Consider the following 25,580-nt stretch of genomic DNA (forward strand, 5'->3'; position numbering starts at 1 on the left):
TCGAGGTCTTGTCAAGGGTTCGGCAAGGACTTGTCCCCATATTGGGCCACGTGTCACGCCGTCGTCATGTGACCTTGGCGTTATGGACTCGTCGCCGACGCCATCCGTCCGGTAAGAAGGTTCTCTACACCCCTCATCCGGGGCTCAGGGCGCGTGTGCGGCGCGCCCGTCGCGTACGGCACGCACGCATCACTCACGGGCTGTGCGCGGTCCCGCCCACCCCTCACCAGGAGTGGCCACCCTCAAACCATGAACAATTAAGGGGTAAAACCAAGTGGCAGCGGAGATCGTCAATCCTCGCAGCGACAGCAGTACGGATCAGGACGGCGGGGCAGAGCCGCTGGATTCCTTCGACCCGGCTTTCGCGCTGCACCGGGGCGGGAAGATGGCCGTGCAGGCTACCGTTCCCGTCCGTGACAAGGACGACCTGTCCCTGGCTTACACGCCCGGCGTGGCGCGGGTGTGCACCGCCATCGCCGAGCAGCCGGAACTGGTCCACGACTACACGTGGAAATCGTCCGTGGTCGCCGTCGTGACCGACGGCACGGCCGTGCTCGGTCTCGGGGACATCGGCCCCGAAGCCTCCCTTCCGGTGATGGAGGGGAAGGCGATCCTGTTCAAGCAGTTCGGCGGCGTGGACGCGGTGCCGATCGCCCTGGACTGCACCGACGCCGACGAGATCGTCGAGACCGTGGCGCGCCTCGCGCCCTCCTTCGGCGGGGTGAACCTGGAGGACATCTCGGCGCCCCGGTGCTTCGAGATCGAGCGCAAGCTCCAGGAGCGCCTGGACATCCCGGTCTTCCACGACGACCAGCACGGCACCGCGGTCGTCACGCTGGCCGCGCTGCGCAACGCGGCCCGGCTCAGCGGCCGGGGCATCGGTGAGCTGCGCGCCGTCATCTCGGGCGCGGGCGCGGCCGGTGTCGCCATCGCCAAGATGCTGGTCGAGGCCGGCATCGGCGATGTCGCGGTGGCCGACCGCAAGGGCATCGTCTCCGCGGACCGGGCGGGCCTCACCCCGGTCAAGCGGGAGCTGGCCGAGTTCACCAACAAGGCGGGCCTCAGCGGCTCCCTGGAGGACGCGCTGTCCGGCGCCGACGTCTTCATCGGCGTCTCCGGCGGCACGGTGCCCGAGACCGCGGTGGCCTCGATGGCGAAGGGCGCCTTCGTCTTCGCCATGGCCAACCCGAACCCGGAGGTCCACCCGGACGTCGCGAGCAAGTACGCGGCGGTCGTGGCCACCGGGCGGTCCGACTTCCCCAACCAGATCAACAACGTCCTGGCGTTCCCCGGCATCTTCGCCGGTGCGCTCCAGGTGCGGGCGTCGCGGATCACCGAGGGCATGAAGATCGCGGCGGCCGAGGCGCTGGCCGGGGTCGTCGGCGACGACCTCGCCGCTGACTACGTGATCCCCTCGCCGTTCGACGAGCGGGTCGCCCCGGCCGTGACGGCGGCCGTCGCGGCGGCGGCGCGCGCGGAGGGCGTGGCCCGGCGCTGAGCCGGGCCGGTGCTCCGGCTCGGGCGCCGGGTCCGGCGTGATGTGAGCGGCCCTGCCCCTTTCGGGCGGGGCCGCTTCGCGTTCCCGTGTGCGCGCGGGTGTCCGCCGACCGGCGGCGCCCGTTGGCAAGAGGGCGTGTGTCACAGCACCGCGTGGTTCCGCCGGCCCCGGGCCGCCCCTATCGTCGGGGTCATGTTCGCTGTCTACGCCGCCCGAATCGACCGCGACCGGCCGCTGAACGGTCTGGAGACGGGGGAGCGCCCGGCCCCCGAGGCCCGCCCCGGCTGGAGCACCGTCGACGTCAGGGCCGCCTCCCTGAATCATCACGACCTCTGGTCGCTCAAGGGCGTGGGCCTGTCCGAGGACAGGCTGCCCATGATCCTCGGCTGCGACGCCGCCGGGGTCGACGCGGACGGCAACGAGGTCGTCCTGCACTCCGTGATCGGACAGAGCGGGCACGGCGTCGGTCCGGCCGAGCCCCGGTCGATCCTGACCGAGCGCTACCCGGGCACCTTCGCCGAGCAGGTCTCCGTGCCCACCTGGAACCTGCTGCCCAAGCCCAGGGGGCTCTCCTTCGAGGAGGCCGCCTGCCTGCCCACGGCCTGGCTCACCGCGTACCGGATGCTCTTCACCAACGCCGGGGTGCGGCCCGGGGACTCCGTGCTGGTGCAGGGCGCCGGCGGCGGGGTCGCCACGGCCGCGATCGTGCTCGGCCGGGCGGCCGGGCTCAAGGTCTTCGCGACCAGCCGCGACGAGGGCAAGCGCGAGCGGGCGCTGGAACTCGGTGCCGTGGAGGCGCTGGAGCCGGGCGCCCGGCTGCCGCAGCGGGTGGACGCGGTGATCGAGACCGTCGGCGCGGCCACCTGGTCCCACTCGGTGAAGTCGCTGCGGCCCGGCGGCACCCTCGTCATCTCCGGTGCCACCAGCGGCGACCGGCCCTCGCACGCCGAGCTGACCCGCATCTTCTTCCTGGAGCTGAAGGTGGTCGGCTCGACCATGGGCACCAAGGACGAGCTGGAGGACCTGCTCTCCTTCTGCGCCACCACCGGCGTGCGCCCGGTCATCGACGAGGTGCTTCCGCTGGAGCGGGCCCGCGAGGGCTTCGAACGGATGGAGTCCGGCGGGCAGTTCGGCAAGATCGTGCTCACCACGTCCTGAGCTCCTTCCGCAGTTCCTTCGCCGCCCCGGGGCGGCATGGCGGCGGGTCCGGTTTCCGGGCCCGCCGTCCGTATGCCCCGACCCGCTGTGTCAACTGTGGTTGACATGACGGGCTTGTCAACGTACGTTGACAGCATGACCGAAGCAACGGATCTCGCCGAACGCGCCGGTGACCGCGATCCGCGGGTCGGCCTGCGGGCCGTCGCCGCGCTGCGCCGGCTGCTGGAGCAGCTGGAGGCGGTGCAGGTGCGCGGCGCGCGCGACCAGGGCTGGTCGTGGCAGGAGATCGCCGCCGAACTCGGCGTCAGCAGGCAGGCCGTGCACAAGAAGTACGGGAGGCAGTGATGTTCGAACGGTTCACCGAGGACGCCCGCGCCGTCGTGCGAGGGGCGGTCGGACACGCCGAGAGCGGCGGCGCGCGGTCCGTGGACGCCGAGCATCTGCTGCTCGCCCTGCTGGACCGCGAGGGAAGCCGCGCCTCCTTCGCCCTGGCCGCGCTCGGCCTGGACGCGCACAAGGAGGACGTACGCCGGGAACTGGGCGAGGCCCGGCGGCGCGCCGGTCTCTCCCGTGCCGACGCCGACGCCCTCGCCGACCTCGGCGTCGACGTCCTGGCGATCGTCTCCAGAGTGGAGGAGGCGCACGGCGTCGGGGCCATGTCGGGGGACCGGGAGGACAAGGGCGGGTGGCCGGGGCGCCGCCCCTTCGGCCGCGACGCCAGGAGAGTCCTGGAGAAGGCGCTGCGCATGGCGGTGGCCCGCCGCGACCGGCGCATCGGCGATGAGCACCTCCTGCTCGCCCTGGCCGTCCGCCCCGGAGTGCCCTGCGAGGTCCTCGCCGACCACGGCGTGACCTGCACGGCGCTGACCCGGGTGCTGTACGGCGAGGGCGAGGGCGAGGGGGCGGGCGACGCGCGGGCGGCCGGCTGACCGCGCCGCGCGCCCGCCGCCCGCGCGTCGCCCCCACGGCACGGCCGCGCCCGGTGCCTCAGACCTTCGGGCCGCGCAGCACCGCCCCGATGTGCGCCGCCGCCGCCGACAGATGGCGGCGGGCGGCGTCGACCTGGTCGGTGCTGACGCCGTGGTCGCGGGCCGCGTCCCGGATGTCGTCGCGGAAGCGGTCCAGGAGCCGGTCCAGGTCACGGGCCGGATCGCCCGTGGAGTGGTCGTGCGCCCAGGACGGCTCGTAGACGGCGGGGAACTCCTTCGGGGTCTCGGAGTACTCGGGGCGGTGCGCCGGGCCGCCCCCGGCCGGGGCGCCGAAACCGAAGTCCTTGGCCAGCCCCTTGCCGAACTCCTTGCCGAAGTCGCCGAACTCCTTGGTCAGCTCGGTCAGGCCCTCGCGCACCCCGGTCGGCCAGTCGCCGCGAGCGAAGTGGTCCTGCACCTGGTCCTGGACCCGGCGGGCGATGCGCTGGAACTCCTCCTGCGCCTGCTCCCGCGCCCGCTCCTGGGCCTCCTTGGCCTGGCGCCTGGCCCGCTGCGCCTCCTCGCGCGCCCGCCGGCTCTCGTCCTTGGCACGCCGTGCCTGCTCCTTCCACTCCTGCTTGACCCGGCGCATCTCCTCCTTGGCGGCGCGCCAGGACTCCTTGTCGTCCGCCGCGCTGTCGCCGCCCGCGGCGCCCGCGCCGCCTGCCGAGCCCTGCCGGGCCTGGGAGGCGGCCGCGCGCATCTCGCGCCGCAGATCGCCCGCGGCACCGCGCACATCGGCCCGGATCTCGGCGGCCAGCTCGGCGACCGACTCGCGGATCTCCAGCTCCAGGTCGGCCAGCTCGCCGCTGCGGTCGGCCAGCTCGGCGCGGCCCGCGTCGGTGATCGCGTACACCTTCCGGCCGCCCTCGGTGGTGTGGGTGACCAGGCCCTCCGCCTCCAGCTTGGCCAGCCGGGGGTAGACGGTGCCCGCCGAGGGCGCGTACAGCCCCTGGAAGCGCTCCTCCAGGAGGCGGATCACCTCGTATCCATGGCGGGGGGCCTCGTCGAGAAGCTTGAGCAGATACAGGCGAAGGCGGCCGTGGGCGAAGACGGGAGGCATGTCAGAGCACCTTCTTGTCGGTCGGTCCGTCGGTCGGGCCGGGGTTCGGGCCGGGGTTCGGGCCGTCGGGTGTGCCGCCGTCGCCGGGCTCGGGGTCCCAGGCGCCGTCCTCGGCGGGCGGGCGGCGCAGCAGGGCGATGGAACCGGAGACGGTGGTCGCCTTCAGCCGGCCCCGGCCCGTGCCCAGCGTGCCGGTGATCCGCTTGGCACCCCACTGGCCGCTGACGCGCAGGTCCTCGAAGGCGTTGGAGACCGCGCCGCTCGCGGTGTTGGCCTCCACCTCCGCGTCCGCAGGATGGGGGAGGCGGATCGCGATCTCACCCGAGACGTTGGTCAGGCTGATGTCCGTCGGAGAGGCCACCCGGTCGAGGTCGACGATCATCGACCCGCTCACCGAGTCCGCCCGGACCGAGGAGCCGGAGCCCTCGACCAGGGTGAGGTCGCCGGAGACCGACTTGAAGCGGAGGTCGCCGGAGAGTGCCTGCGCCTCCACGTTCCCCGAGACGGTGTCCGCGCGGACCGGGCCGGTGACGCCGACCAGCGTGGTGTCGCCGGTGACGCCCTTCACCTCGGTGAGCCCGTCGATGCCGGAGACCATGGCGGCGGCGCCGACCACGCCGACCTCGACCCGGGTGCTCGCCGGCACGGCCAGGGAGATCTCGGCGCTGCGCTGCCAGCCCTTGCGGTCGAGCCACTTGAGGAAGCCCTTCCAGGGCAGGTCCTCGTAGGCCACGGTCAGGGTGCTGCCGCGCTGGGTGACGATCAGGGGCGGTCCCTCGATCCGGGACACCTCCAGGCGGGCGGAACCGTCGTCCGTGCCCACGACGTTGACCGTTCCGTGGACGATGCGGACGTTCAGCTCGGTCGGGGGCTCGTCGAAGGTGAGCTTGGTGGGCTCGCCCACGGACCACTCGGACATGGTGCAGACCTCCTGGGACGGACCGGACCACGCGGGACGGCAGGACCGGAGACGGGACCGAAACGACGACGTGACTGACGCGACGGACATGACTGGCGCGATGGATGACTGACGCGACTCGCGACACGCCATATCGCGTCCTTCCCTAGACACGATATATCGCGGACACGGAAAGTCAAGACACACCGTGAAACGCGACGGGGCACCTCTCCGAAACGCGACAGGGCGCCTCCCGGAAACGCGGAAGGCGCCCCCGAAGGGGCGCCCGTCCTGTCTGTCCGGCCGCAGCCGGTCCCTGCTCGAAAGCCTGTGCCTACAAGGCAGGCTGTGCGCCTACTCGTCGTCCTCGTCGTCGTCCAGCCGCGCCAGCCAGGTAGCCAGCCGCTCGACCGGGACCTCGAAGTCCGGGTTGAGGTCGACGAAGGTCCGCAGCTGCTCGGCGAGCCACTCGAAGGTGACCTCCTCCTCGCCCCGCCTCTTCTCCAGCTCTTCGATGCCACGGTCGGTGAAGTACATGAGGTCAAGGATAGGGGCGCCGCGGGGCCGCCGAAACGGCCGGGCCGCACCCCCGGCGAGGGGATGCGGCCCGGTCAGGCACTCAGGCACTCAGGCGCGGCCCGCGGGGCGGCGGAGCCCCGCGGACACGCTCACGCGCTCACGCCTCGAACACCTCGCGCACCAGCTGCTCCTGCTCGGCCTGGTGCCGCTTGGCGGAGCCCACGGCCGGAGAGGAGGAGTGCGGACGCGAGATGCGGCGCAGCCGCTCGCTGTGCGGCACGTCCGCGCCGACCGCCAGGTCCAGGTGGTCGATCAGGTTGAGCGCGATGAACGGCCAGGCACCCTGGTTCGCCGGCTCCTCCTGCGTCCACAGGTACTTCTCGGCGTTCGGGTACTTCTTGATCTCCGCCTGGAGCTCGGCACCCGGCAGCGGGTACAGGCGCTCGATGCGGATGATCGCGGTGTCCGTCGCGCCGCGCTTCTTCCGCTCGGCGTCGAGGTCGTAGTAGACCTTGCCCGCGCAGAAGACGACCTTCTTCACGGCGCTCGGGTCGACCGAGTCGTCGCCGATGACCGGGCGGAACTCGCCCGTCGTGAACTCCTCCGTCTTCGAGGCGGCGGCCTTCAGACGCAGCATCGACTTCGGGGTGAAGACCACCAGCGGCTTGTGGTGCGGGTTGTGCACCTGCCACCGCAGGAGGTGGAAGTAGTTCGACGGCAGGGTCGGCATCGCGACCGTCATGTTGTTCTGCGCGCACAGCTGGAGGTAGCGCTCGATGCGGGCCGAGGAGTGGTCCGGGCCCTGGCCCTCGTAGCCGTGCGGCAGCAGCAGCGTGACGCCGGAGGTCTGGCCCCACTTCTGCTCGGCGGCCGAGATGTACTCGTCGATGACCGACTGGGCGCCGTTGGCGAAGTCGCCGAACTGGGCCTCCCACATCACCAGCGCGTCCGGGCGGGTCAGCGAGTAGCCGTACTCGAAGCCCATGACCGCGTACTCGGAGAGCAGCGAGTCGTAGACGTTGTAGCGGGCCTGCTCGTCGGCCAGGTACAGCAGCGGGGTGTAGTCCTCGCCGGTCTCGCGGTCGATCAGCACCGCGTGGCGCTGGCCGAAGGTGCCGCGGCGGGAGTCCTGGCCGGACAGCCGGACCGGGACGCCCTCCAGCAGCAGCGAGCCGATGGCCAGGGTCTCGCCCATGCCCCAGTCGATGGTGCCGTCCTCGACCATCGCCGCCCTGCGCTGGAGCTGCGGCAGCAGGCGCGGGTGGACGGTGAAGTGGTCGGGGATGTTGACCTGGGACTCGGCGATCCGCTTGACGACCTCGGCGGAGATCGCGGTGCTCACCCGCACCGGGAAGCCGGCCTGCGGGTCCGGGGACTGCGGGACGGCCGGCTGCGAGGTGGCCTCGCGGACCTCGGTGAAGACCTTCTCCAGCTGCCCCTGGTAGTCCTGGAGCGCCTGCTCGGCCTCTTCCAGGGTGATGTCGCCGCGACCGATCAGGGACTCGGTGTAGAGCTTGCGCACCGAGCGCTTCTTGTCGATCAGGTCGTACATCAGCGGCTGGGTGAAGGCCGGGTTGTCCGACTCGTTGTGACCGCGGCGGCGGTAGCAGATGAGGTCGATCACCACGTCCTTGTTGAACGCCTGGCGGAACTCGAAGGCGAGCCGCGCCACGCGCACGACGGCCTCGGGGTCGTCGCCGTTGACGTGGAAGATCGGGGCCTCGATCATGCGGGCCACGTCGGTGGCGTACATCGAGGAGCGCGAGGACTCGGGCGCCGCGGTGAAGCCGACCTGGTTGTTGATGACGATGTGGACCGTGCCGCCGGTGCGGTAGCCGCGCAGCTGCGACATGTTCAGAGTCTCGGCCACCACGCCCTGGCCCGCGAAGGCCGCGTCGCCGTGGATCGCCACCGGCAGCACGGTGAAGTCCGTGCCGCCCTTGTTGATGATGTCCTGCTTGGCGCGGGAGATGCCCTCGATGACCGGGTCGACCGTCTCCAGGTGGGAGGGGTTCGCGGCCAGCGAGACCTTGATCTGCTCGCCGTCCAGGCCCGTGAAGGTGCCCCCGGCGCCCAGGTGGTACTTCACGTCGCCGGAGCCGTGCATCGACTTCGGGTCGAGGTTGCCCTCGAACTCGCGGAAGATCTGCGCGTACGACTTGCCGACGATGTTGGCGAGCACGTTCAGCCGGCCGCGGTGGGCCATGCCGATGACGACCTCGTCCAGGCGCGACTCGGCGGCCGAGTCGAGGACCGCGTCGAGCAGCGGGATGACGGACTCGCCGCCCTCCAGGGAGAAGCGCTTCTGGCCGACGTACTTCGTCTGCAGGAAGGTCTCGAAGGCCTCAGCGGCGTTCAGCCGGCGCAGGATGCGCAGCTGCTCCTCGCGCTCCGGCTTGGAGTGCGGGCGCTCCACGCGGTCCTGGATCCACTTGCGCTGCTTGGGGTCCTGGATGTGCATGAACTCGATGCCGACCGTGCGGCAGTACGAGTCGCGCAGCACGCCGAGGATGTCGCGCAGCTTCATCATCGACTTGCCGGCGAAGCCGCCGACGGCGAACTCGCGCTCCAGGTCCCACAGGGTGAGCCCGTGCTCGGTGATGTCCAGGTCGGGGTGCTTGCGCTGCTGGTACTCCAGCGGGTCGGTGTCGGCCATGACGTGGCCGCGGACCCGGTAGGAGTGGATCAGCTCGAAGACGCGGGCGGCCTTGGTGACGTCGTCGTCGTGGCTGGCGTCGATGTCCTTGAGCCAGCGGACCGGCTCGTAGGGGATGCGCAGCGCCTCGAAGATCTCGTCGTAGAAGCCGTTCTCGCCGAGCAGCAGGTTGGCGACGACGCGCAGGAACTCGCCGGAGGCGGCGCCCTGGATCACCCGGTGGTCGTAGGTCGACGTGAGCGTCATGACCTTGGAGATGCCGAGCTTGTTCAGGGTGTCCTGGCTGGTGCCCTGGAACTCCGCCGGGTAGTCCATGGAGCCGACGCCCATGATCACCGACTGGCCGGGCATCAGACGCGGCACGGAGTGGACCGTGCCGAGGCCGCCGGGGTTGGTGAGGGAGACGGTGACGCCGGTGAAGTCGTCCATCGTCAGCTTGCCGTCGCGGGCGCGGCGGACGATGTCCTCGTAGGCCTGCCAGAACTCGAAGAAGTTCAGCGTCTCGGCCTTCTTGATCGCCGCGACGACGAGCTGGCGGTCGCCGTTGGGCTTGACCAGGTCGATGGCGAGACCGAGGTTGATGTGGTCCGGCTTGACCAGGGTCGGCTTGCCGTCCTTCTCGGCGAACGAGTTGTTCATCGAGGGCATGGCCTTGATGGCCTGGACCATCGCGTAGCCGATGAGGTGCGTGAAGGAGATCTTCCCGCCGCGGGCCCGCTTGAGGTGGTTGTTGATGACGATGCGGTTGTCGAACAGCAGCTTCACCGGGACGGCGCGCACGGACGTGGCCGTGGGCAGCTCCAGGGAGGCGTTCATGTTCTTGGCGACCGCGGCGGAGGGACCGCGCAGCGTCACGAACTCGGGACCGGCCGGTGCCTCGGCGGCGGGCTCCGCCTTGGCGGGCGCCGGCTTCGCGGCGGCCGGGGCGGCCTTCGCGGGGGCCGGGGCCTGCGCGGGGGCCGGGGCCTGCGCGGCGGGCTTCGCCGGGGCGGGGGCCGGGGCGGGCCGCGCCGGAGCGGCGGGCTGTGCGGCGGCGGGCGCGGCCGGGGCCTGCGCGGGCTGCGCCGGGGCCGCCGGGGCGGCGGGCGCCGCCTGGGGCGCCGTGGTGGTGCCCGCGGCCCCCGCGGCCGCGGTACCCGCCGGAGCCGTGGAGGCAGCGGCGGCGGCTCCCGGCTTGTAATCGGCGAAGAAGTCCCACCAGGCACGGTCTACCGAGTTCGGGTCCTGGAGGTACTGCTGATAGATCTCGTCGACGAGCCACTCGTTGGCACCGAAAGCGGCCGCGGGGTTCTTCCCGGCTTGGTCGGTCTCGGTGGAGATGCTCGAGTTACTGGGGGACTGTGGCGACACGGCGGCAACCGCCCTCTTCCGCTTCACAAGGTGATGGACAGCGGGAATAAAGGCTACGCCTCCAAGACCGTGAAGGTCAGGTCGAGCCGGTTCATCGTCGCGTAAGTCACATCGAAAGCTGTGTTTCGGGGCTTGAAATGGCGGGAAACAAGCGTGGTTCGCCTGTCGTGGGCAAGGGGCCATCCGGGCCTGACCCGGCGCGGAGGCAGGCCCCTGCCTGATCACACGTGTCCGGCTGGGCGGATGCTCGTGGATCTTGGGGTTCCGGCTCCGACTTTACGTCAACTTGGCAGAGAGGGAAGCCCGGGAAGAGTGATGCGGATCCGGCAACCGCGCTCGGATTCGGCCACCCCGATCCGGCCGCCGTGCAGATCCACCGCCCAGCGGGCGATCGCCAGGCCGAGCCCGGTCCCGCCGTCGCTCCCCGGGCCGTGCGGCCGGCTCACCGCGCCCCGGTTGAAACGCTCGAAGACGCGGTGCCACTCGGAGCGGGGGATGCCCGGCCCCTCGTCGATGACCTCCAGGTCCAGCGACTGGGGCTGCGCCCCGCGCCGCGCCTTGACCGTCACCCGGCCGTGCGGCGGGCTGTGCTTGACCGCGTTGTCGATCAGGTTGGCGACCACCTGGTGGATCCGCTCCGGGTCCGCGTGCGCGGTCAGGTCCAGCGGGGACACGTCGAGCCGCAGATGGACGTCGGTACGGGTGTGGCTGCCCGAGCCGGAGGCCATGCCCGCGCGCGCGGAGGCCACCATGTTGGCCTCCTTCAGCACGCCCGACAGATACGGCCACACCTCGAAGCGCCGCTTCTTCAGCGGCACCACGCCGTTGTCCAGACGGGACAGGTCCAGCAGGGTCTCCACCAGGCGGCCCAGCCGCTCGGTCTGCTTCAAGGCCGTGCGCATGGTCTCGGCGTCGGCCTCGGTGACCCCGTCGACGATGTTCTCCAGCACCGCGCGCAGGCCCGCGATCGGCGTGCGCAGCTCGTGCGAGACATTCGCCACCAGCTCCTTGCGCTGGCGGTCCTGGGCGGCCAGCTCGTCCGCCATGCGGTTGATCGTCTGCGCCAGGTCGCCCAGCTCGTCGCGGCGGTTCTCGCGCACCCGGCGCGTGTAGTCGCCGTGCGAGATGGACCGGGCCACCGCGTTCATCTCGTCCAGCGGGGCGGTCAGCGAGTGCGCCACGAACTGGGTGATCAGCAGCGTGGCGATCATGGAGAAGACCATGATGAAGCGCAGCTCGGTCTTGGTGTGCACCGCGATCATCGACAGGCCGGTGGTGATCAGCACCGCGATGACGACCAGCGCGCCCAGCTTGGTCTTGACCGAGAAGGGATGGCGGACCCGCCCGCCACCGCCCCAGGGGTCCCGCTGGTCCGCGTGCGCCGCCGGCCCGCCGCTCATGGGGTGGGCGTCTCCAGCGCGTAGCCCACGCCGTGCACGGTGCGGATCCGCTCGGCGCCGATCTTCCGGCGCAGCGCCTTGATGTGGCTGTCGACGGTCCGGGTGCCCGAGGCGTCCGCCCAGTCCCACACCTCCGCCAGCAGCTGCTCGCGGGAGAGCACCGCGCGCGGGGTGTTGGCCAGGCACACCAGCAGGTCGAACTCGGTCGGCGTGAGGTGGACGTCCTCGCTGCGCACCCGGACCCTGCGCTGCGCGTGGTCGATCTCCAGCTCGCCCAGGCGCAGGATGCCGCTGCGCGGGGTCGCCGCGGCCAGCGCCGCCCGCTCCACCCGGCGCAGCAGGACGTGCACGCGGGCGGCCAGCTCCCGCATCGAGAACGGCTTGGTCATGTAGTCGTCGGCGCCGACCCCGAGCCCGACCAGCATGTCGGTCTCGTCGTCGCGCGCGGTGAGCATCAGCACCGGCACCGGCCGCTGGGCCTGCACCCGGCGGCAGACCTCCAGGCCGTCGAAGCCGGGCAGCATGATGTCGAGGATCAGCAGGTCGGGCTGCCATGCCTCGGCGGTGTCGACCGCGCTCGGCCCGTCGCCCGCGGTCTGCACCAGGAAACCCTCGGCGCGCAGACGGGTGGCGATGGCGTCCATGATGGTCTGGTCGTCCTCGACCACCAGGACCCGGCGCTGGGCTCCCGGCCCGGCCGTCGTGCCGCCCTGCGCGGTGTGTGTCTGCTCCATCGCCCGCCCCTGAGGTGTGCTTTCCGGAATCATGTGGGGTGATTCCATGACTGCGCGTGGTCGCGATCGACGCTTGAATGATCGGCGTCAGGGAAGCAGCGTACGGGGAGTCACGGTGCCTTTGCTATCCAGCCCGGACGGCGAGGTGCACGACGTCCGGTACGCCCCGGGCAACCGGGATCTCTTCGGTGCGCACCTGCTGGAACCCGACATTCCACAAGGTTCCTTCAAATTCCGGAGAGGGCTTCGCCGACCACACCGCGAGGACGCCGCCGGGTCTCAACACCCGTGCGCAGCTTGCCAGTCCGGACGGTGCGTACAGCTCGCCGTTGCCCTCGGTGACGGTCCAGCCGGGGCCGTTGTCGATGTCCAGGCAGAGCGCGTCGAACGTGGCGGAAGTCTCATTGACGTAGGTGACGAGATCCGTCTCCACGATCTCGGTGCGTTCGTCGGCCAGGGCCCGCGCGGTGAGCGCGGCGAGCGGCCCCTCGCGGTGCCAGCCGACGATCGCGGACTCCCGCTCGACGACCGTGATCCGGCCCCAGCGCGGCTCGGCCGCGGCGTGCGCGAGTGAGAAGCCGACGCCCAGCCCGCCGATCAGCACGCGCGGTGCCGGGCGGCCGTCCAGCGCGGCGAGGGCGGCGTCCACGAGCAGCCGTTCGGAACGGCCGTCGGAGGTGTCCATCAGGAAGCAGCCGTTGGCGATGATCTGAAGCAACTCGCCGTGCCGGCGCAGCACGACCTCTCCGTGGGGCCCCTCGCGGCGGTCCAGCACCACGGGAGTCTCGTACGAGGCGTTCATGAGGTCATCCTGCCCGAACAGGGGCTTGCCGCCACCTGGATTACGGGTGACATGGATCGAACACCGTACGAGGACGGGCCGTTCGCGCACCGGCCGGGAACAGAACCATGCACAGGAGGAAGTTAATAGGTTGCTGTGAATCGGCTGCCCGGTGGCGCCGGTCATGGACAGCCGCTCCCGGGACGCGAAGGGTTGGGGGCACGACGGAAGGAGCGCCACCGTGGAACGGACTGCGGACCCCGGGGCCGCGGCCCCGCCCCGCCCGGACGGCGCACCGCGTCCTCTGGAGGGCGTGCCGCGGCAACGGCCCCGGCCGGCGGCGGCACCCGCGGACGCGCCGGCGGCCCCGCCGCCGCTCGTGGGCCCGGGTGCCGCCGCCGCTGCCCTGGGCGTGCGGTGGGGCGACCGGCTCCGCCGGGTCCTGCCCGGCCCCCGCCGTACGCCCTTCACGTTCTGGTACGCGCTCGTGCTGGTCCTCACCTCGCTCGTCACCGAGTACGCCCCCGCCTCCGTGGTGGACGCGCTGTACCGCAGTTCCAGCACGGACGTCGCGCACCTCGTGCGGGACCCGGTGCGGGTGCTGGCCGGGAGCGCGCTGTGGATCGCGGGCGGGGTCGTGTCGGCGTACTCCCTGTGCTTCCTGCTGGTGCTCACCGCGCTGGAGCTCAGGACCGGCGCGCGGCGCACCGCCGGGGTGTTCCTGCTCGGGCATGTGGTCGCCACCCTGGCCACCGAGGTGCCGGTCGGGCTCGCGGTGCTGGCCGGGCGGCTCCCGGCCGGGTCGCTGCACCGCCTGGACTACGGGATCAGCTTCGGTGTCGCCGCCAGCGTCGGCGCGCTCTGCGGCCTGCTGCGCCCCTGGCTGCGCTGGCCCGCGCTGACGGTGTTCGCCGGGATGCTGCTGGACGACCTGGCGTCCTTCACCGACCCGATGACCTCCTGCGGCCACCTCATCGCGCTGGCGGTGGGGGTGGGCTGCTGGCCGGTGCTGCGGCGCGGCCCGGGGCTCTGGAGCGATGACAGGTAGCAGCCCGCGGTTGCGTAGTGTGATCATCATGCGACCGAAGATTGTCATCATCCTGTCCGTGGCCGGTCTGCTGGTCACGGGATGCGGCGGGAACGGGAAGTCCGGTCCGGGGGACGCCGGTGCCGAGGCATCGGCGTCGTCGCCCGGCCCGGCGGCGATGGCGCAGCGGCTGGCGCGGCCGGGCGAGAGCCCGGACCCGGAGCCGTCCCCCTCGCCCGCCGCGGGTGCGCCGTTCGCCGAGCAGCTCGCGTACGAACTGCGCTCCAGGACACTCGAGATGGCCGCCGCCCCCGGCAGCACGACCGGGAAGTGCCCGAGGACCGCGGTCTCGAAGAAGGGCGCGAAGGTCACGTGCACCACCACCTACGAGGGCCTGGAGGTCCGCTGGGACGTGACCCTCGGCGACAAGGCCCCCTGGTCGGTCTCCGGTGACTACGTGTCCTACAAGGCCGTTCCCGACCGGGGGATCCTCACCCGGGACGGGGTGGCCCGTCTCTTCTACGGCAACTTCAGCCCCGAGTACCTGCTGTGCAACGACATCCCCAGGGCCGTCCTCGCACCGCTGAACGCCAAGTCCGCCTACACCTGCGAGCCGGTCGACAAGGGGAAGAAGCCGCTCGGGTACGGCACCCCGGTCCGCGCCACCGAGAACGGACCCCGCGCCTACTGACCGGCGATCCGCTCCGTCCGGGGCGCCGGGCCGGTCAGGCCGGGGTGGGCCGGTCCGCCGCGGGGTGGGCCGCGAGGGCGGCGCGGAGCTGGTCCATGGCCGCCTTCCAGGGGGCGCTGTCCGACTCTGCCCACAGTTCGAGGAGTTCGGACTCCTCGGTGAGGACGCGGTCCAGGGCGCGCAGGGCGGGGGCGCGCAGGCCGGTGAGGTCGGGGAGGGGCTGCCGGGGGCCGTAGGCGGAGGCGGCGGGGGCGCCGCCGGGGCACTGGGCGGCGACCAGGGCCGCCGCCGCGACGGCTTCCTCGCCGATCTCCGAGTCGAGGAAGCCGGTCGTGTCGGCCGCGCGGGTCAGCGCGGCGAGGACCAGGTCCCGCCGCGCGTCGGCGGAGGCGTCGTCCAGGGCGCCGCTCCAGTCCGCCGCGGTGTCGTTGTCGAAGGGTCCGATGTCCCAGGTGCCCATGTGTCTCTCCCGGCTGTGGTGATGTCCGGGCAGCGTGACAGGTGCCACTGACATCGGGCCCGCCGTGCGTGACATCGGGCCCGCCGTGCGGGATCTCCCTGGTCCGGCGCCTGCGCACCGGCCCGCGCCGCGCCGCGCGGAATATCCCGCTGCCCGTGATCGCTGACGGCGAACAAGCACCGGGGAACAATCGCCCGCTCCCAAGCATTGAGTCGGCATAGCTCAACTTGACTGCCGAAGGGGAGATCATGGCTGCTGAGTCCACGGCGTTCACACCGCTCACTCTGCCTGTGCTGCCGCTCGATGACGAGGTCGTGCTGCCCGGCATGGTGGTTCCGCTGGACCTGAGTGATGCCGAGGTGCGGGCCGCGGTGGAGGCCGCGCAGGCCGCCGCCCGGTCCGAGCCCGGCAAGCCCAGGGTGCTGCTGGTGCCGCGCATCGAGGGGACGTACGCCAAGACCGGTGTGCTGGGCACCGTCGAGCAGGTCGGACGGCTGGCCGACGGCGACCCGGGAGCGCTGATCCGCGGCCGGGGCCGGGTGAGCATCGGCGCCGGGACCACCGGGCCGGGCGCCGCGCTGTGGGTCGAGGGCACCCGGATCGACGAGACCGTCCCGGAGCCGCTGCCCGGCCAGGTCGCGGAGCTGGTGAAGGAGTACAAGGCCCTCGCCACCGCCTGGCTGCGCAAGCGCGGCGCCTGGCAGGTGGTCGACCGGGTCCAGGCCATCGACGACGTCTCCGCGCTCGCCGACAACTCCGGCTACTCGCCGTTCCTCACCACCGAACAGAAGATCGAACTGCTGGAGACCGCCGAGCCGGTGGCCCGGCTGCGGCTCGCCACCCGGCAGCTGCGCGACCACCTCGCCGAGCAGGACGTCGCCGAGACCATCGCCAAGGACGTCCAGGAGGGCGTCGACAAGCAGCAGCGCGAGTTCCTGCTGCGCCGTCAGCTCGAAGCCGTCCGCAAGGAGCTGCGCGAGCTGAACGGCGAGAGCGGCGGCGAGGGCGAGGAGTCCGACGACTACCGCGCCCGCGTCGAGGCCGCCGACCTGCCCGAGAAGGTGCGCGAGGCGGCGCTCAAGGAGGTCGACAAGCTGGAGCGCGCCTCCGACCAGTCGCCCGAGGGCTCCTGGATCCGCACCTGGCTCGACACGGTCCTGGAGATGCCGTGGAACGAGCGGACCGAGGACGCCTACGACATCCAGGGCGCCAAGGACGTCCTGGACGCCGAGCACGCGGGCCTGAAGGACGTGAAGGAGCGCATCACCGAGTACCTGGCGGTGCGCAAGCGGCGCGACGACCGCGGCCTCGGCGTGATCGGCGGGCGGCGCGGCGGTGCCGTGCTCGCGCTCGTCGGCCCGCCCGGGGTCGGCAAGACCAGCCTGGGCGAGTCCGTGGCGCACGCGATGGGCCGCAAGTTCGTCCGCGTCGCCCTCGGCGGCGTCCGCGACGAGGCGGAGATCCGCGGCCACCGGCGCACCTACGTCGGCGCGCTGCCCGGCCGGATCGTGCGGGCCGTCAAGGAGGCCGGTTCGATGAACCCGGTGGTCCTGCTCGACGAGATCGACAAGGTCGGCTCCGACTACCGCGGCGACCCGGCGGCGGCCCTGCTGGAGGTCCTGGACCCGGCGCAGAACCACACCTTCCGGGACCACTACCTGGAGGTCGAGCTGGACCTGTCGGACGTGGTCTTCCTGGCCACGGCGAACGTCCTGGAGGCGATCCCGGAGGCGCTGGCCGACCGGATGGAGATCGTGCGCCTGGACGGCTACACCGAGGACGAGAAGGTCGTCATCGCCCGCGACCACCTGCTCCCGCGCCAGCTGGAGCGGGCCGGTCTCGGCGCCGACGAGGTCACCATCGAGGAGGGCGCGCTGCGCAGGCTGGCGGGCGAGTACACCCGCGAGGCGGGCGTGCGCACCCTGGAGCGCTCGGTGGCGCGGCTGCTGCGCAAGATCGCCGCCCAGCACGAACTGGGCGAGCGGGAGCTGCCGTTCACCGTCACCGCCGACTCCCTGCGGGCCCTGATCGGCCGGCCGCACCACGTACCGGAGTCCGCCCAGGACCCGGCCGAGCGCCGTACGGCCGTGCCGGGCGTGGCGACCGGCCTCGCGGTCACCGGCGCCGGCGGCGACGTGCTCTACGTCGAGGCGTCCCTCGCCGACCCCGAGACGGGCGCGTCGGGCCTGACGCTGACCGGTCAGCTCGGCGACGTCATGAAGGAGTCCGCGCAGATCGCGCTGAGCTTCCTGCGCAGCCACGGCGCCGAGCTGGAGCTGCCGGTGGGCGATCTGAAGGACCGGGGCGCGCACATCCACTTCCCGGCGGGCGCGGTCCCCAAGGACGGCCCGAGCGCCGGTGTCACGATGACGACGGCGCTGGCCTCGCTGCTGTCGGGCCGCCTGGTGCGCACCGACGTGGCGATGACCGGCGAGGTGTCGCTGACCGGACGGGTGCTGCCCATCGGCGGGGTGAAGCAGAAGCTGCTCGCCGCGCACCGGGCGGGCGTGACCACCGTGATCATCCCCAAGCGCAACGAGCCCGACCTGGACGACGTCCCGGCGGAGGTGCTGGACAAGCTCGATGTGCACGCCGTCACCGATGTCCGCCAGGTGCTGGAACTGGCCCTGGCGCCCGCGGTGAGCGGCGCGGAGGAGGAGGTTCCGGCGGCGGCGTGACGGGCGCCGCCGGACGAAAGGGGGAAGGCCCGGTCCTCCTCGGGGAGGACCGGGCCTTCGCCGTACGCGCCCGCGTACGCGTACGGATCAGCCGTTGGCCAGGGCCTTGACCCGGTCCAGCGCGCCGTTGAACTTGTCGTGGTCGCCCACCGTCGGGCCGGACGAGGTGTACTGCCACATCGTGTAGAAGCCCCAGCCCGCCGGCAGTGTCCCCACGGTCGAGGCGTACCGCGCGATCCACAGCGGGTTCTTGGCGGCGAAGCCGCCGTAGTTCCCGGTGCACTGGGTCCACCAGGAGGTGGCCGTGTAGATCACGGCGTCCCGGCCGGTGCGCGCCTTGTAGGTGTTGAGGAAGTCGGCGATCCAGCTGACCATCGCGCTCGCGGACTTGCCGTAGCAGGCGGCGCCGTAGGGGTTCCACTCGATGTCGAGGGCGCCCGGCAGGGTCTTGCCGTCCTTGGACCAGCCGCCGCCGTGGTCGACGAAGTAGTTGGCCTGGGCGGCGCCGCTGGTGGTGTCCGGGGTCGCGAAGTGGTACGAGCCGCGGATCATGCCCACGTTGTAGGAGCCGTTGTACTGCTGGGTGAAGGAGGGGTTCGTGTAGTACGTCCCCTCGGTCGCCTTGGTGTAGGCCCAGCGGACGCCGCTGTTCCACAGGGTGGACCAGGCGACGTTGCCCTGGTAGCCGCTGACGTCGACGCCCTCGGTCTGGGTGGCGTCAGCGGAGGTGGGCGTGCCGCTGCGGCCGTCGTGGGCCGCCACGCCGATGCCCATGTAGGCGGAGCCGCGGGCGGGCGGGGTGGCGGCGGCACCGGCGTCGGCACCTGTGTCGGTGTCGGCGGAGGAGGGCGTGGTGAGGAAGAAGGAGAACGCCGCGAGCAGGACTCCCGCGGCGGTCAGCCGCCGCTTGCGGGCCGTTCCGGATCTGTGCACGGGCATGACGTGCCTCCGAAGTTCGGTGGTGCTCGGTGGGGGGAAACGCGGGCATGGCCCACGGTCGCACGAGGGGGGCGCGGGCCTGGGGAGACCCGCCGGGAACGACCATGGCGTGGGCATGCCATTGATTGCCTGCCGCAGAAGCTACGCGCGTGGACCGTCGGTGGGAAGAGGGGCCGGAGGCTGCCGTTGGTCTACGCCTGCGAAATACTGACCAAGCTGCGGCGATGGCGGCGCCCGGCGGTAACTTTCAGGACCGGCAACACTCCAGGGCAGGGGCTGACGTGCACGAAGACGCAAGGGGCGAGGGCCACGGAACGGTGGCGGACACAGCGTCGCGCGGTGGTGTGGACCGGGAGTTTCTTTCCCTGGAACGGGAGATGACCGTCCTGCTGCGACGCGCCCGCGCCAGCCAGGCGGAGATGGCCCGCGAGGTGCACCCGGGCCTGGAGTCCTCGGCGTACGGGCTGCTGGTGCGGCTGGACGAGTGCGGCAGCCAGCGCGCCACCGCCCTCGCCGCCTACATCGGCGTCGGCAAGGCCACCATGTCCCGCCAGTTGCGCGCCCTGGAGGAACTGGGCCTCGTCGCCCGCGAACCGGACCCCGCCGACGGCCGGGCCTGGCTGGTGGCCCTCACCGACGACGGGCGCCGCCGGGTCGGGCAGGTGCGCGACGCCCGCCGGGCCCGCTACGTCCGCCAGCTCGACCACTGGGACCGCGGCGAGGTCGCCGAACTGGCCCGGCTGCTGCACGAGCTGAACGGCGTCATGGAGAAGCACGAGCGGTGACGGCGGGGCGGGCGCCCGAGGCGCGCCGCGCCCGCGGACGGCGACCGCCCCGCCCCGCTCACAGCCGGACGAACACCGCCGTCGCGTCGTCGTGCGTCTTGCTCCGCCCGAGGTACCGGCGCTCCTCCCGATCGGCGCGCTCCAGTTCCCGCACCCGGTCCACCAGCGCGCCCGCGCCCTCCTTGCGCAGCAGCCCGAAGCACTGCGCCCAGTCGCCCTCGTGGAACTTCTCCACCCAGCGCGTCGCCCCGTCGGTCAGCGCGGCCAGCGCGCGCACCTCCTCGACGGGCACGCTGCCGGTCACCGCGCGCTCCGCGGCCGAGGGGTCCGCCGCCGCCGTGAAGAAGCCGCCCTCCTTGTTGCGCAGGGTGCTGTCGACCAGCGCCTCCGTCGCGAGCGCGGCGCGCGGCAGCCGGTCCAGCCGGTCGTCCAGGACCGGGGTGACCAGGCCGTCGGGCGACTCCAGCAGCAGCGCCGAGTCCGACAGGACCAGATAGTCGAGCGACAGGGCGGACCAGCGTGCGAGCACCACGGTTGCCTGCGGCGTGCGCGGGTGAGAAAGGTCACAGGTGTGCGCGTGCTCCTCCGCGGTGCCGCTGATCGTCCGCGCGAGCATCTCCCGCAGCGTCAGATCGGGTCGCGAAACGGTCAGTTCGGTCAGCGCCCCGCCGAGCCGTGCGGTGAACCAGGGGACGGAATGCAGACAGCCTGTCTCCGTCGCGGGCGGCGTCACCCCGTCGAGGACCACCACGGCGCCGCCCTGCCCGCAGGCGGGCAGTCCGACGGCGGCGAAGTCCTCGTTCGCACGATCCGGGCGGCCGGGCTCCGAAACAACCTCAGTTCGCATCCGGCCAGTCTGCACCAGCCCTTCACATGGTCCGCCAAAGGGTGCTATCGACCTTGGAATTGATGCGCGGACGCCCGTCAGGCGCCTGATTTGGCATGAATTGGCGGGCCCCGGGAAGACGTGGCGGCGAATACTGCCAAAGCCTGCCGCCGACGTCCAACCGGCCCGCCGTACGAGCCCCGGGCACGCGCCGGAGGAACTTGCCCGCCAACTCCCCTCCGATGTTCACTCCTTCGGGTGGCCGGTCGGACGATGCGGGACCACTGCCCACCGGCACTGGGAGGGTCGGAATCCGATGCAGGCCCCCTGCGCGCGCCAAGCCGACGACGGCGCGAGCCCGGGGGAGGGTGGACGTATGCGTCGCACCAGCTGACGAGCCGCCACCCGGGCCCACGAGTACACGAGTACAGGAATGCGAGCACCGGTGCAGAAGAAGCGGCCTCGGCGCACAGGCAAGCAGACGGCCACCGCGAAGGGACCCGAGCACACACCCGGCACGCCCTCCGCGCCCCCTGTGGGCAAGGGCCGCCCCAAGCACGTACGCAACCGCCTCGTCCTCGCCGTCGCCGTGGTCGCCGCCGCCGTGGCCGGTGCGGGCGCGCCCTCCGTGCTCGACGCCTCCGGCCGGGTCGGCGACTCCCAGGACCTGGTCACCCTCGCCGGACAGACCCAGGACGCCCTGGCCCTCGCCCACGCCCTCGCCGACGAACGCGACGAGGTCACCGCCTACGCCGCCGCCGGCCGCCCCCGCTCCAAGGCGCCCTCCGCCCAGCGCGGCGCCCGCGTCGACCGCCGGGCGGACGACCTGCGCGCCGCCACCGGCACACCGGGCTGGCTGCGCACCGACCTCGACGGCATCGCCGCCGTCCGCCGCTCGGCGCTCACCGGGAAGAGCACCGCGCTCCAGACCCACCAGGCGTACTCCGCCGTCATCGCCGATCTGCACCGGCTCGCCGGACAACTGGCCGAGCAGATGCCCGCGCGGGCCGGCTCGGGGGCGCACGCCCTCGCCGAGCTGGACACCGCCGTCCAGCAGGCCGCCGCCGCCCGCGGACTGCTGGCCGCCGCCCTCGCCGTGCCGTACAGCACGCGGACCGTCTACGACCCGGTCACCGGCGCGCCCACCGAGACCACGGACTCCTCCAAGGCCGCCGCCAAGGAGCGCGACGCCCTCAGCGCCGCCGCCCAGCAGGCCCGGATCCGCTCCGACGCCGCACTCGCCGCGTTCCGCGAGACCGCGCCCGAGGCCGCCCGCGCCGCCTACGACTCCACCGTCACCGGACCCGAGGTGAACTCCGCGGCTGGCTATCTGACCAGGCTCACCGACGAGTCCTCGCTCTCCGACGCCGACCTCACCGTCGGCGCCGCCAAGGTCGACGCGGCCCTCACCGCCCGGCTCGACCTGATGCGCGGCGCCGAGTCCTCCCTGTACGACCACCGCACCAAGGACCTGGAGCGGCTGCGCGACGACGACGTCACCGCGCTGGAGCTGCGCGTCGCCCTGCTGGGCGCCCTGCTCCTGGTCGCGATCGGCATCGCCACCGCCCTGGCCCGCACCCTCACCCGCCCGCTCGCCGTGCTGCGCCGGGGCTCCGCCCGCCTGGCCGGGGCCGAGGACCCGGCGGCCGAGGAACCGATCAGCTTCACCGGCCGCAACGACGAGTACGCCGAGGTCATCCGCTCCGTCAACGCCCTGCACACCCAGGCCGCCGCCCTCGCCGAACGGGTCGCCACCCTGGAGACCGACCGCAAGCACCTGGTCGGGCAGCGGCAGAAGATGGCCGACGCCCGCGAGGAACTGCGCGCCGAACTCGCCGAGGCGGCCGCCCGCCTGGAGCGCACGCGCGCCGGCATCGGCTCCACCTTCGTCAACCTGGCGCTGCGCACCCTGGGCCTGGTCGAGCGGCAGCTCACCGTCATCGAGGGCCTGGAGGAGCGCGAGCAGGACCCCGACCGCCTCGCCACCCTCTTCAAGCTCGACCACTTCGCCACGGTCATGCGCCGGCACAGCGAGAACCTCCTCGTGCTGGCCGGTACCGAGCACGTCCAGCAGCACGCCGGGCCGGTCCCGCTGGTCGACGTGGTGCGCGCCGCGGTCAGCGAGATCGAGCGCTACGAGCGGGTGCGCATCGCCGCGCTGCCGCCGCACGCGCACGTGGCCGGCTTCGCCGCCGACGACCTCTCCCACCTGCTGGCCGAACTCATGGAGAACGCCACCTCGTTCTCCCCGCCCGAGCGGCCCGTCGAGGTCTCCGGGTGGCTCCTGGAGAACGGCGAGATCATGCTCTCCGTCCAGGACGAGGGCATCGGCGTCGACGGCGAGCGGCTGACCCGGCTCAACGCCCGCCTCGCCGACTTCGACCCGGACGCCCCCTACACCCAGGGCGCCGAGGAAGGTCTCGGCCTCGGCCTGTACGTGGTGGCCCGGCTCGGGCACCGGCACGGGGTGCGGGTGCAGCTGCGCGCGCAGAAGCAAGGCGGTACGGCGGCGGTCGTCGTCGTGCCCCAGCCGCTGCTGGCGCCCGCCCCCGGCACCGCCGCCCCGGCCGCCGGCACCGTCTCCCTGCCCGGCGCCGAGGCCGAGGCCGGTTCCCACGTCCTGCCCGCCCGCACCCCCGACGGCACCGACCCCCTCATCGCCCTCGCCCAGAAGGCCGTACGGCAGTCCGAGGCGGCCCGCGAGAAGGCGTCAGCGGAGTCCGAGGAGGCGCACGGCAAGACCCCCGCGCCCGCCGGAGAGACCCGGGAACGGACCTCCCCGCCCCCCGGCGGGGCCCGCGAGGAGGCGCCCGCGCGCTCCGAGGCGGCCCCCGCGCGGACGTTCCCGGAGGAGTCCCCGTCCGAGACGACGATGGAACTCTTCCTGCCGCCCGCGCCGGACACGCCCGCGCCGGACACCTCCACGGCGGACGGCCCCGCCGCGCCCGGCCAGGGGTCCGCACCCGGTGGGCCCGCGGTGCCCGCCCCCGCGTCGGAGACGGTCTCGACGTCGGGCACCGGCCTCGTGACCGGAGCGGCCGCCGAGCCCCGTCCCGGAGCGGACCACGAGCCCGGCACCCGCGCGCACGCCGACGCGAGCCGTGAGCCCGACACCCACGCGCACCCCGGCGCACACCCCGCGCCCGGCACACACTCCGTACCCTCCGCTCCGGCCGGAGCACCGCCCGCCGCCCCGGCGGCCCCCGTGCCGGGGCCGGCCGTCTCGCCCGAGGGGGCGGCGGAGCACAGCCGGGCGGGGGACGACGGGGAGCCCCTGACCGACAAGGGGCTGCCCAAGCGGACCCCGAGGATCACCACACCCGCCCATGCCCCGCGCCGGTCCGCCGGTTCGGTGGACGCCGAGGCTCTCCGCCGCCGCCTGGGCGGCTTCCGCCGCGGAGCCCAGGCGGGCTACCGCGACGTGGAGGCGGAGATCGCGGAACAGACGGCCCAGCACCACCGGCCGGCACCGGCCACCCGCGCGCAAGCCGGGGAGTCCACGGGGGGCACAGTCGAGGAGGCAAGCAGTTGACAGCGCCCACCACCTTCGGACTGAGCAGCGAGGCCCGCAACCTGCACTGGCTGCTGACCAACCTGGTCGAGGAGGTGCCCGGCATCCAATCGGTCGCCGTGGTCTCCTCCGACGGCCTGCTGCTCCTCTCCTCCGACCCCGAGCACGCCGGGGAGGCCCGCCGGGCCCGCGCGGACACGCCCGCCGGGCCGCGCGGCTCGGCCGCCGATCTCGCCACCATCGTGTCCGGCATCGGCAGCCTCACCATCGGCGCGGCCCGGCTGATGGACTCCGGAGCGGTCCGGCACACGATGGTCGCCATGGACGAGGGCAGCCTGTTCGTGATGTCGATCAGCGACGGCTCGCTGCTCGGCGTGCACGGCTCCGCGGAGTGCGACATGAGCGTGGTGGCGTACCACATGGCGCTCTTCGTCGGCCGCGCCGGACACGTCCTGACGCCCGAACTCCGCAGCGAGCTGCGCAAGTCCATGGAGGCCGAGCCGGCGGAGAACACCCGATGAGCGCGGCGGCGAGCGGTCCGGCCGGCGGTGTCCCCCGGCGGCAGCTGCCCGTCCGCGGCGGCGAGCGCAGGAAGCCCGCCCGGGTCCGCCCCTACTCGCTCACCGGCGGACGCACCCGCTTCGGGCACGTCCTGCTGGTGGAGACGTTCGTCGCCAGCACCGCCGCGCTGGACGCCGCCGACGAGCGCAAGGAGCTGTCGAGCGCCCCGCTGTCGCGGGTGATGCCGGAGATGCGGGCCATCGTCGAACTGTGCCGCCGGATGCGTACGGTGGCCGAGATCGCCGCGCTGCTGAAGATGCCGCTCGGTGTGGTCCGCGTGCTCCTGAGCGACCTGGCGGACCAGGGAAAGATCCGTGTGTACGGCACCGGGACCGGTCACGGCACCGGCCGCCCGGACCGCGCTCTGCTGGAAAGGGTGCTGAATGGACTCCGCCGTCTCTGATTCCGCCGTCGCCCCGTTCGCGGCCGGTCCCGCCGCGTTCGACGAGTCCGACGAGACGCTGCTGCCCTGGCAGCGGGACCGCACCCGGGCCCCGATCGCCACGAAGATCGTGGTGGCCGGCGGCTTCGGCGTGGGCAAGACCACGCTGGTCACCGCCGTCTCGGAGATCACGCCGCTGCAGACCGAGGCGCTGATGACCGAGGCGAGCGCCGAGACCGACGATCTCAGCGCGACGCCCGGCAAGGTGACGACGACCGTCGCCATGGACTTCGGCCGGATCACGCTCGACGACGACCTGGTGCTCTATCTGTTCGGCACCCCGGGCCAGCAGCGGTTCTGGTTCATGTGGGACGACCTGGTGCGCGGCGCGATCGGCGCGGTGGTCATGGCCGACACCCGCCGGCTGAAGGACTGCTTCCCGGCGCTCGACTACTTCGAGAGCTGCGGGCTGCCGTACGTCGTGGCCGTCAACCACTTCGACGGCAGCGAGCTGTTCGAGCCGGAGGACGTCCGCGAGGCGCTCACGGTCCCGGCGCACATACCCGTCCTGATCATGGACGCGCGGCGCCGGGCCTCGGCCGTCGAGACCCTGCTGGCTCTCGTGGCGCACACCCTCGAGGAAACCCCCGAATGATCCATCGGGCCGTCCAGAAGTCGCAGGAGGTAGCACCCGC

The 25,580-nt window shown here is 72.6% G+C and carries 22 protein-coding genes; 12 read left to right on the plus strand and 10 right to left on the minus strand.

Going from position 1 to position 25,580, the window contains the following annotated elements; all coding sequences use genetic code 11:
* The first annotated feature begins 274 nt into the window (after window positions 1-274).
* From R4Z62_RS22735 to R4Z62_RS22750, 4 genes are all read left to right on the plus strand, one after another.
* Window positions 275-1,498 (plus strand): NAD(P)-dependent malic enzyme, encoded by a 1,224-nt coding sequence (locus R4Z62_RS22735; protein ID WP_491520737.1) that lies wholly within the window; start codon window positions 275-277, stop codon window positions 1,496-1,498.
* 192 nt (window positions 1,499-1,690) lie between these two features.
* Window positions 1,691-2,656: a zinc-binding dehydrogenase gene (locus R4Z62_RS22740; protein ID WP_064535240.1), complete on the plus strand. Its 966-nt coding sequence runs from the start codon at window positions 1,691-1,693 to the stop codon at window positions 2,654-2,656.
* Window positions 2,657-2,791: 135 nt separating this feature from the next.
* Window positions 2,792-3,001 (plus strand): helix-turn-helix domain-containing protein, encoded by a 210-nt coding sequence (locus R4Z62_RS22745; RefSeq protein ID WP_064535241.1) that lies wholly within the window; start codon window positions 2,792-2,794, stop codon window positions 2,999-3,001.
* Entirely contained in the window at window positions 3,001-3,585 is a 585-nt protein-coding gene (locus R4Z62_RS22750; protein ID WP_491520738.1) for a Clp protease N-terminal domain-containing protein, read from the plus strand. The genes R4Z62_RS22745 and R4Z62_RS22750 overlap by 1 nt, the downstream gene beginning before the upstream one ends.
* A gap of 58 nt (window positions 3,586-3,643) precedes the next feature.
* Here R4Z62_RS22750 and R4Z62_RS22755 read toward each other — a convergent pair whose 3' ends face one another.
* The 7 genes from R4Z62_RS22755 to R4Z62_RS22785 all read right to left on the minus strand — a co-directional run bounded on the left by R4Z62_RS22755 (window position 3,644) and on the right by R4Z62_RS22785 (window position 13,046).
* Window positions 3,644-4,687, minus strand: coding sequence for a PadR family transcriptional regulator (locus R4Z62_RS22755; protein WP_064535243.1), 1,044 nt, complete (start codon window positions 4,685-4,687; stop codon window positions 3,644-3,646).
* A gap of 1 nt (window position 4,688) precedes the next feature.
* Window positions 4,689-5,606 carry a DUF4097 family beta strand repeat-containing protein gene (locus R4Z62_RS22760; protein ID WP_355476838.1) on the minus strand — a complete coding sequence of 306 codons (918 nt, stop codon included), beginning with the start codon at window positions 5,604-5,606 and terminating at the stop codon, window positions 4,689-4,691.
* A gap of 333 nt (window positions 5,607-5,939) precedes the next feature.
* Window positions 5,940-6,122 carry a DUF6104 family protein gene (locus tag R4Z62_RS22765; RefSeq protein ID WP_019058231.1) on the minus strand — a complete coding sequence of 61 codons (183 nt, stop codon included), beginning with the start codon at window positions 6,120-6,122 and terminating at the stop codon, window positions 5,940-5,942.
* Between the two features lie 139 nt (window positions 6,123-6,261).
* Window positions 6,262-10,110, minus strand: a complete 3,849-nt coding sequence (locus R4Z62_RS22770; RefSeq protein ID WP_491520739.1) for a multifunctional oxoglutarate decarboxylase/oxoglutarate dehydrogenase thiamine pyrophosphate-binding subunit/dihydrolipoyllysine-residue succinyltransferase subunit — start codon at window positions 10,108-10,110, stop codon at window positions 6,262-6,264.
* Window positions 10,111-10,391: 281 nt separating this feature from the next.
* Complete coding sequence (locus R4Z62_RS22775; protein ID WP_064535246.1) at window positions 10,392-11,510, minus strand: sensor histidine kinase; 1,119 nt, start codon at window positions 11,508-11,510, stop codon at window positions 10,392-10,394.
* Window positions 11,507-12,244: a response regulator transcription factor gene (locus tag R4Z62_RS22780; RefSeq protein WP_018571403.1), complete on the minus strand. Its 738-nt coding sequence runs from the start codon at window positions 12,242-12,244 to the stop codon at window positions 11,507-11,509. The genes R4Z62_RS22775 and R4Z62_RS22780 overlap by 4 nt, the downstream gene beginning before the upstream one ends.
* 124 nt (window positions 12,245-12,368) lie before the next feature.
* Complete coding sequence (locus R4Z62_RS22785) at window positions 12,369-13,046, minus strand: spermidine synthase family protein (RefSeq protein ID WP_491520740.1); 678 nt, start codon at window positions 13,044-13,046, stop codon at window positions 12,369-12,371.
* A gap of 220 nt (window positions 13,047-13,266) precedes the next feature.
* Here R4Z62_RS22785 and R4Z62_RS22790 point away from each other — a divergent pair, with 220 nt between their 5' ends.
* A complete protein-coding gene (locus R4Z62_RS22790; protein ID WP_491520741.1) occupies window positions 13,267-14,073 on the plus strand; it encodes a rhomboid-like protein in 807 nt (268 codons plus the stop codon).
* Window positions 14,074-14,101: 28 nt separating this feature from the next.
* The gene (locus R4Z62_RS22795) at window positions 14,102-14,743 is read left to right on the plus strand and encodes a hypothetical protein (RefSeq protein WP_491520742.1); all 642 of its coding nucleotides are present in this window, start codon (window positions 14,102-14,104) and stop codon (window positions 14,741-14,743) included.
* 34 nt (window positions 14,744-14,777) lie between these two features.
* Here R4Z62_RS22795 and R4Z62_RS22800 read toward each other — a convergent pair whose 3' ends face one another.
* Window positions 14,778-15,203 carry a DUF4259 domain-containing protein gene (locus R4Z62_RS22800; protein ID WP_491520743.1) on the minus strand — a complete coding sequence of 142 codons (426 nt, stop codon included), beginning with the start codon at window positions 15,201-15,203 and terminating at the stop codon, window positions 14,778-14,780.
* Window positions 15,204-15,451: 248 nt separating this feature from the next.
* Between R4Z62_RS22800 and lon the strand changes: the two genes are divergently transcribed.
* Window positions 15,452-17,881, plus strand: a complete 2,430-nt coding sequence (lon, locus tag R4Z62_RS22805) for an endopeptidase La (protein WP_382846207.1) — start codon at window positions 15,452-15,454, stop codon at window positions 17,879-17,881.
* A gap of 87 nt (window positions 17,882-17,968) precedes the next feature.
* On the opposite strand, the gene R4Z62_RS22810 is transcribed toward lon, so the two are convergent.
* On the minus strand, window positions 17,969-18,820 hold the full coding sequence (locus R4Z62_RS22810; RefSeq protein WP_355476825.1) for a lysozyme: 852 nt from the start codon (window positions 18,818-18,820) through the stop codon (window positions 17,969-17,971).
* Window positions 18,821-19,101: 281 nt separating this feature from the next.
* On the opposite strand from R4Z62_RS22810, the gene R4Z62_RS22815 reads away from it, so the two are divergent.
* The gene (locus tag R4Z62_RS22815) at window positions 19,102-19,605 is read left to right on the plus strand and encodes a MarR family winged helix-turn-helix transcriptional regulator (protein ID WP_064535250.1); all 504 of its coding nucleotides are present in this window, start codon (window positions 19,102-19,104) and stop codon (window positions 19,603-19,605) included.
* A 58-nt stretch (window positions 19,606-19,663) separates the two neighbouring features.
* Here the strand turns inward: R4Z62_RS22815 and R4Z62_RS22820 are convergent, their stop codons facing one another.
* Window positions 19,664-20,452, minus strand: coding sequence for a hypothetical protein (locus R4Z62_RS22820; protein ID WP_491520744.1), 789 nt, complete (start codon window positions 20,450-20,452; stop codon window positions 19,664-19,666).
* Between the two features lie 424 nt (window positions 20,453-20,876).
* Between R4Z62_RS22820 and R4Z62_RS22825 the strand changes: the two genes are divergently transcribed.
* The 4 genes from R4Z62_RS22825 to R4Z62_RS22840 are packed head-to-tail and all read left to right on the plus strand — an operon-like array spanning window position 20,877 to window position 25,540.
* Window positions 20,877-23,963 (plus strand): sensor histidine kinase, encoded by a 3,087-nt coding sequence (locus R4Z62_RS22825; RefSeq protein ID WP_491520745.1) that lies wholly within the window; start codon window positions 20,877-20,879, stop codon window positions 23,961-23,963.
* Window positions 23,960-24,463 (plus strand): roadblock/LC7 domain-containing protein, encoded by a 504-nt coding sequence (locus R4Z62_RS22830; protein WP_064535252.1) that lies wholly within the window; start codon window positions 23,960-23,962, stop codon window positions 24,461-24,463. The genes R4Z62_RS22825 and R4Z62_RS22830 overlap by 4 nt, the downstream gene beginning before the upstream one ends.
* Complete coding sequence (locus R4Z62_RS22835; RefSeq protein ID WP_491520746.1) at window positions 24,460-24,906, plus strand: DUF742 domain-containing protein; 447 nt, start codon at window positions 24,460-24,462, stop codon at window positions 24,904-24,906. Before R4Z62_RS22830 ends, R4Z62_RS22835 begins: the two co-directional genes overlap by 4 nt.
* The gene (locus R4Z62_RS22840; RefSeq protein WP_491520747.1) at window positions 24,887-25,540 is read left to right on the plus strand and encodes a GTP-binding protein; all 654 of its coding nucleotides are present in this window, start codon (window positions 24,887-24,889) and stop codon (window positions 25,538-25,540) included. The genes R4Z62_RS22835 and R4Z62_RS22840 overlap by 20 nt, the downstream gene beginning before the upstream one ends.
* Window positions 25,541-25,580 lie beyond the last annotated feature (40 nt).

It is taken from the genome of Streptomyces sp. PL-25 (genome assembly GCF_058344915.1).

Excerpts from the sequence above, each read along its gene's own strand:
- R4Z62_RS22820 (WP_491520744.1), bottom strand. The coding sequence starts at position 20,452 with ATGCGAACTGAGGTTGTTTCGGAGCCCGGCCGCCCGGATCGTGCGAAC.
- R4Z62_RS22840 (WP_491520747.1), top strand. The coding sequence starts at position 24,887 with ATGGACTCCGCCGTCTCTGATTCCGCCGTCGCCCCGTTCGCGGCCGGT.
- R4Z62_RS22785 (WP_491520740.1), bottom strand. The coding sequence starts at position 13,046 with ATGAACGCCTCGTACGAGACTCCCGTGGTGCTGGACCGCCGCGAGGGG.
- R4Z62_RS22745 (WP_064535241.1), top strand. The coding sequence starts at position 2,792 with ATGACCGAAGCAACGGATCTCGCCGAACGCGCCGGTGACCGCGATCCG.
- R4Z62_RS22835 (WP_491520746.1), top strand. The coding sequence starts at position 24,460 with ATGAGCGCGGCGGCGAGCGGTCCGGCCGGCGGTGTCCCCCGGCGGCAG.
- R4Z62_RS22740 (WP_064535240.1), top strand. The coding sequence starts at position 1,691 with ATGTTCGCTGTCTACGCCGCCCGAATCGACCGCGACCGGCCGCTGAAC.
- lon (WP_382846207.1), top strand. The coding sequence starts at position 15,452 with ATGGCTGCTGAGTCCACGGCGTTCACACCGCTCACTCTGCCTGTGCTG.
- R4Z62_RS22765 (WP_019058231.1), bottom strand. The coding sequence starts at position 6,122 with ATGTACTTCACCGACCGTGGCATCGAAGAGCTGGAGAAGAGGCGGGGC.
- R4Z62_RS22755 (WP_064535243.1), bottom strand. The coding sequence starts at position 4,687 with ATGCCTCCCGTCTTCGCCCACGGCCGCCTTCGCCTGTATCTGCTCAAG.
- R4Z62_RS22760 (WP_355476838.1), bottom strand. The coding sequence starts at position 5,606 with ATGTCCGAGTGGTCCGTGGGCGAGCCCACCAAGCTCACCTTCGACGAG.
- R4Z62_RS22810 (WP_355476825.1), bottom strand. The coding sequence starts at position 18,820 with ATGCCCGTGCACAGATCCGGAACGGCCCGCAAGCGGCGGCTGACCGCC.
- R4Z62_RS22795 (WP_491520742.1), top strand. The coding sequence starts at position 14,102 with ATGCGACCGAAGATTGTCATCATCCTGTCCGTGGCCGGTCTGCTGGTC.
- R4Z62_RS22780 (WP_018571403.1), bottom strand. The coding sequence starts at position 12,244 with ATGGAGCAGACACACACCGCGCAGGGCGGCACGACGGCCGGGCCGGGA.
- R4Z62_RS22775 (WP_064535246.1), bottom strand. The coding sequence starts at position 11,510 with ATGAGCGGCGGGCCGGCGGCGCACGCGGACCAGCGGGACCCCTGGGGC.
- R4Z62_RS22750 (WP_491520738.1), top strand. The coding sequence starts at position 3,001 with ATGTTCGAACGGTTCACCGAGGACGCCCGCGCCGTCGTGCGAGGGGCG.
- R4Z62_RS22800 (WP_491520743.1), bottom strand. The coding sequence starts at position 15,203 with ATGGGCACCTGGGACATCGGACCCTTCGACAACGACACCGCGGCGGAC.